The organism is Marinifilum flexuosum (assembly GCF_003610555.1).
GTDB lineage: Bacteria > Bacteroidota > Bacteroidia > Bacteroidales > Marinifilaceae > Marinifilum > Marinifilum flexuosum.
In genome coordinates, this window is record NZ_RAPQ01000008.1 from 2,193,082 (window position 1) to 2,205,314 (window position 12,233).

At 36.8% G+C, this 12,233-nt stretch carries 6 protein-coding genes and 1 riboswitch; of the genes, 2 read left to right on the forward strand and 4 right to left on the reverse strand.

Translation table 11 applies throughout. The annotated features are described in order from the left end of the window. Positions 1–113: 113 nt before the first annotated feature. Positions 114–301: riboswitch (cobalamin riboswitch) on the reverse strand. 421 nt (positions 302–722) lie between these two features. Then, entirely contained in the window at positions 723–4,223 is a 3,501-nt protein-coding gene (locus tag BXY64_RS08865) for a S8 family serine peptidase (protein ID WP_120239519.1), read from the reverse strand. 768 nt (positions 4,224–4,991) lie between these two features. Between BXY64_RS08865 and BXY64_RS08870 the strand changes: the two genes are divergently transcribed. Then, on the forward strand, positions 4,992–5,729 hold the full coding sequence (locus BXY64_RS08870) for an HU family DNA-binding protein (RefSeq protein WP_120239520.1): 738 nt from the start codon (positions 4,992–4,994) through the stop codon (positions 5,727–5,729). Between the two features lie 315 nt (positions 5,730–6,044). On the opposite strand, the gene BXY64_RS08875 is transcribed toward BXY64_RS08870, so the two are convergent. Then, positions 6,045–7,736: a S41 family peptidase gene (locus tag BXY64_RS08875; protein WP_120239521.1), complete on the reverse strand. Its 1,692-nt coding sequence runs from the start codon at positions 7,734–7,736 to the stop codon at positions 6,045–6,047. A gap of 123 nt (positions 7,737–7,859) precedes the next feature. Here BXY64_RS08875 and BXY64_RS21605 point away from each other — a divergent pair, with 123 nt between their 5' ends. After that, positions 7,860–7,991, forward strand: coding sequence for a hypothetical protein (locus BXY64_RS21605; RefSeq protein ID WP_262706504.1), 132 nt, complete (start codon positions 7,860–7,862; stop codon positions 7,989–7,991). Positions 7,992–8,072: 81 nt separating this feature from the next. On the opposite strand, the gene BXY64_RS08880 is transcribed toward BXY64_RS21605, so the two are convergent. Beyond that, on the reverse strand, positions 8,073–9,389 hold the full coding sequence (locus BXY64_RS08880) for a transglutaminase-like domain-containing protein (RefSeq protein ID WP_120239522.1): 1,317 nt from the start codon (positions 9,387–9,389) through the stop codon (positions 8,073–8,075). A gap of 5 nt (positions 9,390–9,394) precedes the next feature. Next, positions 9,395–12,208, reverse strand: a complete 2,814-nt coding sequence (locus BXY64_RS08885) for a DEAD/DEAH box helicase (RefSeq protein WP_170150621.1) — start codon at positions 12,206–12,208, stop codon at positions 9,395–9,397. Positions 12,209–12,233 lie beyond the last annotated feature (25 nt).

The following is a 12,233-nucleotide window of genomic DNA, read 5'->3' on the forward strand; positions in this document are numbered from 1 at the left end:
AAGTATTTACAATCATAAATACTTTGCGAATAGACAAATCAAGTGATACTAAATTGCAACATAACAATTCAAAAGTAAGGACCTGATTTTTTGCTTTATTTCGCGAAAGCATTCATCTGATTTCGAACAAGACAGGTTTCCTGGCTTTCCAGTTTGTAAGGCCTTCCCATTCCTCATTTTGGATCAGTGGCTTCTTTCTTACAAACTTTTAGTTTGGAATCACAGTTGCGCGTCAGCTCATGATTTTCACACGATTCCCTATTAAATCCCCTTACGGGATATCTTATTCGTTTACGGTCGCAAAGGTTTGCATTTTTTTTTGAACTATCCAAGTAATTATTTAAAAAAAATTATGAAACATTAATGCCAGACTATTATTCACCTCATATTGGTATGATTGTATAGGAATAATAATCCTGACAATCAATATTCATTAATTTAACATTGTTTAAGCGGATAAATGCTAATGTGAGGATGATTTAAATTGCGAATAATAAAAAAATCACAATAAAATGAGAATCATAACAGAAATGAAAGCTTTTCGTTATTGTGTGATTTTGTTGTTGTGTGAATGTGGGATGAGAACTACTGAGTAGTGCTTGAATTGCATTGAATTTTCACAGCTTTTCTACTTTTTCACTATTCAAACTTTTCAAGACTTTCAGAAAAAAAAGCTGCCTCAAAATGATATTGAGACAGCTTTAGGAGAATCTACTTAATTATTAACGTTTGATCAGCTTCTTGGTTTCACTGTTTCTTTCATCCTCAAGAATGATGATGTAGGTACCCGAAACAAGATTTGATACATTAACTTCAGTAATGTTAGACATGACTGGGATAAGTTTAACCAGATTACCATTCATACTAACAATTTTAATTTGACCACTTGCGCTTATGGTTTCGATCTTTACGTAATCACGTGCTGGATTAGGACTAAGTTTTAGCAAATCAGTTGGTGCTTCATTGCCCAAAGGATCAGAAATTGTAATGTCGTTATACTTCACCGATGCAGAAGCATTGGTAATGTTCACAGTATAATCTTCCACTTCGCCATAGTTAAAGGTTTCGCAAGGAGTGGCAGCAGCATTGTATTTCATGCTAACACGCATTCGCGTTGTTCCCGGTTTTGCATCGCTCGGAACAGTAAAGTTGCCCGACAAAGTACCACTACTACTTGATGATCCACTTACCATTTCTTCGTTGGAATCGAATGTACCATTTTGATTAAAATCAATCCAAACATGCCAGAACTCGGTATAACTTGTGCTTCGGAAACCAGCACTAATGTAAATGGTTTGCGAACTTCCCGGGTTCAAATCAGTACTCATGCTTGTATAATCGGCGTATCCACCGTCGTCACCTGTACTGTTATCAATATTGCCTAATCGAACCAAATCGATCCATTCGTAGCTCGAATTGCTTCCTTTAGAAGAGCAGTAATTCAGGCTGGCAGCATTAGTTGTTAAATTGTATGTGCTTGAATAGTTGCTCGATCCAAAACTATTGTTAGATCTCAACCTGTATTCGTAGGTAGTTGATGCATTGGCACCTGTATAATCGTAACTGCTTGCTGTGGTATTAAACGTACTCCAGTTGCCACCTTGTTCTCTGATATCGATATCGTAAGAGCTGGCAGTAGAAATTGCATTCCAATTGATTGTAAAAGAATTGGTCGTAATGTTGCTCGCAGTAATTCCATCAGGAGTTGGTGGAGGCGTTTGAGAAGCCGCTTGAATGTTTACGGTATAATCTTCTACTTCGCCATAAGAGAAGGTTTCACATGCTGTTTGAGCTCCGTTGTATTTCATACTCACACGCATTCTGGTTGTACCCGAAGCGGTAGATGGAATGGTAATAGAACCGGTAACAGTAGTTTTACTCATCGAACCAGCATCAAAAGCCAATTCATCAGAATCGTTAAAAGTACCATCCTGATCATAGTCAATCCAGATTTTCCAGTATTCATTATAGCTTGTTCCTGAGAAGGACGGGCTTAATGAGATGTTGTACTGATTTCCTGCGTCCAAATCGATAGTAGTAGATGTGAAATCGGAATAACCTGCAGCTGCTGAAGTTTTGGTAAAACTTCCAATTGTTACTTCAGAAATCCACTCGTAACTTGAGTTGTTTCCTTTCGAAGTACAATATTCTATCGGCGCATCAGAGGTTGTAGTGCTAGCAATTGCTGAGTAATCACTGCTTCCTGCATCGTTATTGGAACGAAGCTGATATTCGTATACAGTAGAAGCTTGCAGACCTGTTACATTCTGATTGGTATTAGAGGTATTGTAATTGGTCCAGCTTCCCCCTTGAGGACGCACTTGTACATCGTAATCAACTGCATTGTTGGCAGTATCCCAAGTCAGACTAAAAGAATTGGAAGTAATGTTGCTAACTGTAATGTTTGCTGGAATGTCAGGAATAGGAGGTAAGGCAAGGGTGGTAACATTTCCTGTTGTGGTATAGTTACTGCTTCCGGCACTGTTGGTAGCTCTAACTTGGAAATCGTAAGTGGTTTCGGCACTTGCTCCCGTGTAGGAGTACGAGTTGCTTGATGCAGTATAGGTGTTCCAGCTTCCTCCGCTTTCTCTGATTTGAATGTCATAGGAACTTGCTCCCGAACTAGCATTCCAGTTAAGATCAAAAGAAGTAGCCTTTACATTACTTGCTGCAAGACCTGTAGGAGTTTCAGGAGGATTTCCATCAGAAAGAGCAGCAAAGGCATTCATTCGCCCGCTTCCCAATTTGCCTAAGAAAGTAGGAATGGTAGCATCAATATTGTCTGTTGTATTTACCAATTTATCCCAAACTTGCTGAGGAGTAATATTGCCATAGTATTTAGATACGATTAATGCTGCAACCCCTGAAACATGAGGACATGCCATTGAAGTACCCTGCATTACACCATATTGATTGTTGGGAAGGGTTGAATGAACAGCTGTTGGATCGGTATTCGAAGAAATTAATTCTCCTCCCGGTGCAGAAATATCTACCCAGGTATCATAGTTTGAATACCAAGCCTTTTCATCCTTACAATTCACAGATCCTACGGCCAATGCACTCTCGTAACATCCCGGATACCATAATCCCGAGTCATCATCATTACCTGCTGCGATAACCACCAAGCCACCATTCATTGCCTCACCAGGACCACCTGCATTGGCAATAAAATAATCGATCGCATCCAGTACAGCCTGATCGTAAACGCCTTTGTTGCTATATCCCCAACTATTTTGAGAGATTACAGCACCATTGTCAGCCGCATAGGTAAAAGCTTCGGCAAAACCACCATTTGTTGCATCCGTAAAAACAGTACATGACATCAGGCGAACACCATTGTTGTTTCCATTACCACCAGCAACACCAGCAACACCAATACCATTATTGGTTTCGGCAGCTACGGTTCCAGCAACATGTGTTCCGTGATCTCCAACGGTTATACTTCCCTTATTTTCTGCAAAATTGTATCCGTAAACATCATCGATATAACCATTGTTGTCATCATCGATACCGTTTCCTGCAATTTCTCCAGGGTTCACCCACATGTTTCCTGCTAAATCTTCGTGATCCCAATCAACTCCACCATCCTCGATGGCAACAATTACATTGGGATTACCAGTTTCAATTTCCCATGCTTCCAATAAGCTGATGTCAGATCCTGGTGTACCACCATTTTGACCTGTATTTTCGTAATGCCACTGATCTGAAAAACGTGGATCGTTAGGGGCTGTACTTAAGCTTGGAGGACTAGCCTTTGGCAATTCGGGTAGAGGAGTAATGCTGTGCGAAACCAGCTTTGCTTCGGGAATTGCTTGTGCCATAGAAATTTCAGTAATGTTACTATACTGAGAAATCAATTGCTTTACAGGAGTGGAGGAATTGAACTCAATATCGTACCATAGGTGCAAACCAAACTTACGGTGCTTGGCTTCATGTTTACCTGCATCGCGAAAAACACGTTTCATTTTGTAAGCCGTGAACTTTTCATTCAGCTTATCAACGGCCTTCATGTTGGTTACAACATAGCCATCCTGAGGTCGAGCTTTTAGCTTGTGACCTTTTTCAAGATCCTCAGAAAGTACATCTACTTTTGCCTGAATGGTTTCCGAGAATTTTACCCGGATAACACCTTTGTAAAGGCCTTCGGAATTAACAGCACGCTTTTGTGCAAAACCTACCTGAAAGATTAGTAGTAGGACAATAAAAAATGTAAAATTTTTCATAGAATTAAATTTAATTGTGATTGGTTTTCGTTGGGCAATTGTGAATTTATGACATTTTTTTAATATGACGAAAAATATTTATTGTCTAATTGTCTGTTTGAGAGTGAAAATCTTCTAAGGAAAATTCTGTAAGCCTGATAAAATAAGCGATTGATGGATTTGAAAAATTATTAGGTTAATGTTAAAATTTTTACAAATTGAATTTGATATTCAAAAAAAGTCATTTGGTAATCAGAAAGTGTTTGTTAGTGTCTGTTGTTGTGTTTTTTCAACTAGCGACAAAAAGAGAATTTAAAATCAATATGAGGAAGTGTGATTTCTCAACGAATACTGTACTTTTATTGATTTTGTACGCTAAGTAGATATGTTTTTTGTATGGAGTAATGTGAGAATATGTTTATAAGGCCAATGGTATTAACCTGATTTAACTGTAAACACAAGTAAACGATATGTTGTAGCGGTTTTTCGAGATTGTTGAGAGTCTTGCTTCAATTTTAAATGACAAGTCAGACTGGCAAAATGTATTTCGAAAGGTGCTTTATACCCTTCCTTTTGTAAGGAATATTGAAGGTAATTGGAATGAATTATTTATGCTCCCTTCTATTTGGGTGCATTGAAAGAGGAAAATATTCGTTTTTGATACACAATTACATACTAAATTATTCATGATGAGCGTTTCCTTGTTATCTTGGTTGTAATCATAAACCTGATAATGTGAATTATATTGAGTAATTCTAGGTCAACAAACTCAACTAACAATAGATTTTTATGGAGAAAAAGACTAAAAAATCGGTAAACATTGAATTACATGATTGGGCATTGGGAGATAAGAAGGGAGAAAGAATAGCTCGTGTAGTTAAGACCAAATCAATTAATACAGATGATTTGGTAAAATTGGTAATTGATCGCAGAACAGAATTTAGTGCAAGTACCTTAAAGGCTTCTTTTGAATTGATGAAGAACATGGCGATAGAACAAATAATGAATGGTGCTTCAGTTCATTTTGGTTTGGGACATTTTCAATTAAATGTCAATGGAATTTTTAATAGTGATAATGCAGGTTGGGATAAAGACAAACACAATTTGTCTGTAAAGTTTTCACCTGCCAAAGAAATGAAAAGTGCTTTGAACAATTGTGAGGTGAATGTACTTGGCAAAGCAAATTCTTCGATTACTATTAATACAGTAACCGATTTGGTGACAAAACAAATTAATAAGTGCTTAACTCCCGGAGGTGGAGTAGATGTTTCAGGAAAACGTATAAAGATTGCAGGCGATAAGAAGGAGGTTGGAATGAAATTGCTGAATTGTGATACATATGAAGAGATTCTCATCCCCAGAACTGCAATCATGCAGAACACATTGAGCTGCATTAAGTTTGTAGTTCCTCATGATCTTCAAACAGGATTCTACCAATTGGTTATCGTTTCGCAATATACCAGCAATGGCTCATATTTAAAGAAACCAAAAACCTACACTTTCCCTATGGTATTTGAGGTAGCATAGGAATGCATTGTGCATCCTTAAGGGAAGGCTGCTAGCTGTCCGAAGCTAATGCGCTTTGCGTTCGCCTAAGTGTGCATTGTTTCTACCGCCGGTATAAGGTGTTTCTACCGTGCGGTATAAGGTGCATCTACCGTCGGTATAAGATGTATCTACCGTCGGTAGAAAGTATCCATCCTTAAGCGTATGGATTGTCCAATCCTCTTTGTGATGGATTTGTCCTTCGTTAAGGAGCTAAAGTAAGCATTGAGTTATTTAAATGAACACGCCCCACCAATTGTTTTGGTGGGGCGTGTTTTTCTATGATTTCATTCTTTGTTATTTCTGTGCAATAGTTTTTCCTAATGAGTTTCTAATTGTTTCAATAGCCTTTTCCAATACTTCATCTTTTTGGGCTTTTAAACCTTCAGCTGTTGGTTTTACCTCAATATCGGGAACAATACCAATGCGTTGTGTTTCTCTACCATCAGGATAAAATACGCCGATGCCTGTCATGTAGCTCTTAAAATCACCAGGAATATTTAATTGGGAAACATTACCATCGGCACCGGATGTCTGGCTTCCTATTACAATTGCATTGGGAGCAGTTTGCAGGCACATGGTGGTAAATTCGGCATGGCTTTGTGTTTCTTCATTTACCAGAATCACAACTTGTCCTTTATATTTAGGACCTTCCTTGCCACCACATTTTATGCTTTGAGTCCATGTGAATTTACCTGGATAATTCAGGTTGGGTACAGTAAACTTCACAAACTCCTTAGGTTTTTCATTCAAATAGTTGGAAATATCGTACATGCTTCCTCTAGGGTAGTTTCTAACATCAAATACAATGGCTTTGGTATTCATCAGGCTGTCCATCATAGCAGAAACATCCATGCGTTCCAATATCCCCATATTCACATATCCTATATTGTTTTCCAGTATTTTCCATTTGGGATCCTTGTTCTTTTCAAGTTTGAATTTACTAAAAGGATACCTTCTGATGGTTTTGTGTAGGCTCTTTCCGTCGCGAATGTATTCGATATGAAGAGAATCGGAGGATCCGTTGAAAATACACTTGTATGCATTTCGTAATTTCACCGAAGCATTAGATGCATGAATGTATTTGTCCTTCTCTTTAAGAATTTTTGATATGGATTTGCCATTAACACTTGTAAGGATATCACCTATTTGTAAATCATCTTCCTTGGCAAGCTTTTGGTCATAAAAACCGGTAATTATTGCCTGATCATCAATGATTTTAAATTTTGCGGGTATCCATCGTGAACCAAAATATTGCTTGGTGAGGGATGTTCTTAATCCTGCATGACTGTCGTTGATTTTTACAACCAATTCCAGCATTGCCAAATGAAATTCCTTTTCCGATTGGCAGTTCGTAAACTTTGGAATCATTTCTATTAATGCTTCATCCCAATTCTGATCCATTTGGTATTTGTATGGGAAAAAGTATTCTATAATGTTCCAGTATTTGAACAAGCTTAATAATCGGTATTCTTTCTTGGTCCAGTCGAAGCTGTTGTGTAAAGGCTCGTTCTTCAGTTGAATGTTGCCAACATATGGTACAGAGGAAACGTAGTAATGATCTCCCTGTGCGCGATTTTCTTCTATGAATTTTAATTTGGTACACAGCTCTTTGCTAAATACTTCTTCATTACTAATCCAATCGAGATTGAAGTTTTTATTAAAATATCGATCCGCAGGAATTGTATCTGCTATGCTAATGTTTGGTACTTCCCCTAAAGAGTCAAGTAGTTGCAAGTAAACTTTCGATAATTCTTCTCGGTTGCCTGCTTCTTTTACTTGAGATAGGACTGTGAACAATTGTTTGTCCCAATAAAAAGGATCTTTTCCAATGTTTGGGTGATAATATTTCAAAAAGCCCCAAACCTTTGCTGTAGTTGCTAATTTTTTGGTTTCCCAAAGTCTGTTTTGCGTTTGAAAATAGGAAACAGTAAGATAGGATAACAGACCAATAATTATAATGGTCATCAGTAATCTTGATCTCTTCATGCTGTGTGTAGAATTTTGTGTGTGTTTTAATGATTACCTAAAAATAAGAATTATTATTAGTAAATATCCTTATGATTAAATTAAAAGAAGTTAAAAAACGTATGTATATGTACATTGGAATTGATGTCGGAATTGAATGGTGATGGTGAGTTTACCAACATGCTTATGCTGATTAACGAGAGCATTCGCAAAATAGAGCATTCGATTAGCTTGAGAAGCAAACAGGCCAAAGAGGAGGAGGTAGTAGAAGAATAGTTAGATCGTAATGGATATAAAATTGCCCCACTGATGTTTTGGTGGGGCGATTGTTTATATATACGTTTTGTTTTTAAGCGTTTATTTTAAAATTAATTGGATGTCCTGTGTTGTATTGTTTCCTGTAGTTATTGTAAATTCTTTGTTAATCTTACTTTCCGGATGGCTAACAACAAATTTGTATTTGGTTTCCTTTTTTAGTTTGAATTGAAGGAATTGGTTCATGTCATCGGTTTTGCGAGGTGAATATCCGAAGTTTATATTTTTTTCAGATAATTGAACATCTACACGACAGCTGGTGCGCGAGTCACTTTTTGAAGTATTGTCGTTATCGAAAACCACCACGTTAGCCATTAATTCATCATCTTGTAAAGGGCTGTTTTTAATCGATTCATGGTACAAATCAATGTAACGTTGTGTTACATTAACTCCCCAGGCTAGGGTTTCCTTTTTGTCTGAATTCGCCATTGAGGCTTTCATTTCTTCAAATTGAGGACGAACTTTGTTCGGTAATTTATTTAAATCAACCACTTCTATAATTCGACCATCAGGTGCTGCATAGTAAGGCATATCAGTTGGTTTGTACGAAGCTGCATAAATCCAATGAAGCATATTGTTTGGGTCAGATTTTCCGGCATCGGCTAAAAACCATGATTTATTTAATGCTTCAGGATAGTATTCTATAAATTTCCACTCATCCTCAATCAATACTTCACACCAGGTGTGATTGCCCTTGTAATTTGTCCACATGGCTGTTCCTGCCAAGCGAGATGGAATTCCAACAGATCGCAAAGCATCGGTCAGTAAAATTGATAAGCCAGTACAGGTTGCCATATTCTCCTTCATGGCTTGAAATGGGCTAATGTCAACTCGTGAACGTTTGGTATTGTATTTAACATTAACTTCATCTTTTATGTTTTTGGCTATGGACATTACAGCAGCAACCAAATCATCTTTCCCTTCTACATATTTAGCGAAGCGTGAATAAAATTCTTTACGCCACGGATCGCGTTCTTCCGAAATATTCGCATATGGCAGTACTTCATTAAAGAAAACCGAATCGGGCAGAGTAGCACACCATGTATACTTTTTTCGCGCTTTGTAAGCGTATTCAGCATTTTCAAGAAGGAAATCAGCTTTTATAGTACTTAAATCTCGTTGTGGCATATGGCTAATAATAAATGCCATACCTTCCCTTTGTTCTTTAGGAGATTCGCTAAGTGCCTTTTGTAGCTCAGTAGCATTTTTACCAGCATTGGTAAATGCAGTTTCCAATAAAGAGTTATAAGTTGCTGGAACTCCTGGATACTTTGATTGACATCCCCATGTGGATAGGATAATGACAATTAATATTGCTAGTTTATTCATGATTGAGTTGTATATAAAAATCTGCTTCATATCATCTAGTTTAAGGAAATCTTATTGATTGTAGTGATGTAATTTTTTAAGGTCTTCATGGCCTCTTTCTTGTTAAAATACCAATCGGAGAAGGGTAGAGGGAATATGCTAACATTAGCTCGGTTTAAAATTCTGTAGCGCTCAATGCCAAAAACATCAGAATATTCTCCAGGGTAACCCACCAAATCAATTCCAATATATTGGTTGTTGTATTTTATGAGTAGATCGATCTTAAGACCTGCGATAGAATAACCTTCCCAAATTGAATTTATCTGCCAGGATTTAAGAGCTTCTTTAACTTCGTTAAGGAATTGATCACGTGATTGATTCTCTATATCAGATGGTACAATTGTATTCGATTTGGTTTTCGATAAATAAGCCCGAAGGAGGGTATCTGCTTTCAGCTCGTTTTTTGATATTGAATGATGTACATATTGCCTGTTTCGTGCACGAGTAATGGCTACGTTAAAAACGTCCTCTTTGTTAATATGATTGATTGCCGAATGATGACTGTGAGCATCTATGGTCAAGGATAAATGCATAATGTCCCGTTCTTCACCTTGAAAGCTATAAGCAGTTCCTACTCTTATTTTATGCTTTTCGATTTCTTCGATTTCAAACTGATTTAAAAGCTGTTTGCCCAACCAATCTACCTGTGCTCTAAATGGGGATAGTACTCCTATACTTGAGCTAAATTCGGGAGATAAATCTTTTTCTTTGTCAACCAACTCACGAACGGCATTCAATATTGTACTTGCCTCTTTTTCGTTTAAACCATTTTTATCACGCTTGCCTTCAATATTGATAAAATATAAAGCTTGTTCTGTCTCATCAGGTCGAGAAGTCATTATTCTTAGTTGTTTATCGTAAAAATGTTCATTACTGAAATGAATAATGGGCGATAAACTTCTAAAATGTTCATCAAGCATACTCACTTGGTTTCCTGATTGCAGACTACTCATAACCAAATCTAAAATACTCTTATCTCTGTAGTTTAGTATATTGTTATCGATATGTTGAAGGTTGTACTTGTTTCGATAAATGTTTTGAATTTCTTTGGACAGAAAAGAAACATGCCTCAATTGACAAGGATCTCCTGCAAAAACAAGTCTTTTTGCTCGCTGAATTAGAGGGAGACAACTGGCGATGTCGCATTGTGTAGCTTCATCTATAATCACGACATCGAACATTTCTTTTTTGAAAGGCAATGCGTCTTTTACTTCCGATAAATTACATAACCAGATTGGGAATGCTTTTAAAACTGCATCGAATTTTATTTCATCGAATTTTGCAAGCTTTTCTGTGTCGTTTGACATTTTTAAAGCCTCATGAAAGCGTTGTATGTTTTTCCAGTCGCTTTTCATTACACTTAAAACCTGTTTGATATATTTCAAACGAATAAAAAGCTGAATGTCTTCTATTTGTTGCTGATCGTTTTGCTTTAATTGCTGATTGTATTCCCATATTGGCACCTGAATTCTGTTTCTGATGTCAATGTAGCTTGTCTTAATTTTATTCCAAACCCCATTCTGATGATTGCTGAGGTGTTCACCCCATTTAAGTTCATTTTCTACCTCATTGGAAAAGGATTGCTCCAATTTGTTAATAAGCTTGGCTCTCGATTCAATCTCATTAGATAGGTTCACTAATTTCAGGTCTAACTCATCGCCTTTTATTTTAGGTAGATCAAATTCTTTTAGGAGGTAATTTAGTTTTCGTACACGAGTAAGAAGAGATTTTAGAAATCGGTTTAGTGGAGTGGAGTAGGATCGTTTTTTGCCGGTTCTCACAACAGCCTTATCTACACCCAATTGAAGTTTAATCTTTTCAGCGATTACATCAACGGCTTCATCGGTGCGAGATGCAATTAAGACCGATTCTCCTCTATTCATATGTTCCAAGGCAACTGCTCCTATTGTATATGTTTTACCAGTTCCAGGAGGGCCAACTATTAAAGTTAAAGGATTCTCCGAACTAGACTTTAGTATGACTTCCTGGGCTTCACTTAATATCATAGGTAGCTTGCCCTTGGTGTATTTTTTTGGTTTATTCTTTAGTTCTTCATCTGAAAATAAAGATTGCAAAGGCAATGAATAATCGGAATGTGAACCCAGTTCATCCAGCTCATTTAATACCCCCCTTGTATTTGTAGATTTTGTTACCAATCCCAAAATACTGGATGGTAGCAATACATATTTACTTTCCTGATCCTTGGATAAGCTTGAAATGTTTTTTTTGATCGTTTTTACATTTGTGTTTTCCGGGTAGGCATAAATGTTTTCGATATCAACCTTGGTAAAGTATTTTTTGAAAAGGCGAACGATATATTCAATATGCTCGAAACGAATGTACTTATTTGGTAGATCTTCGAATAAACTGTCTTGAAGAAATTCAGAACTGGAATCACTTAAGAGCATTTGTATGATTGGATAGTTTACTCTTCTCTCGTTGGTGTTGATTGATAAATAATAGAATTCACCCTTTTGTTGTATTTCAGCAGGATAATAAAACAGAGGCGCACATAGTGTTTTAGAATCTCCTTTTGGATCTATGTAATTTCCACAAATGAAAAACGTACCATATAGCAATTCCTTTTCTTTCTCGTATAGCTTAACCTTTTTGCTGATTGTGGATGCTTTCGCAGAATCTATGGGTACAATTGGATGATTGCCAGTTAGCAATTCTTCTTCTCCTTCGAAGTAAATTTTATTTTCTACTTTTTGATCTAAAAAATTGTAAATGCTTAATTCCCTGTTGTCTGATCTGTAACAATCATTAAAGTACTGTATAATATTCGAAAAGGAACTGTTGATGTTCATAAGAGGTATAAGTATTTTATAATCT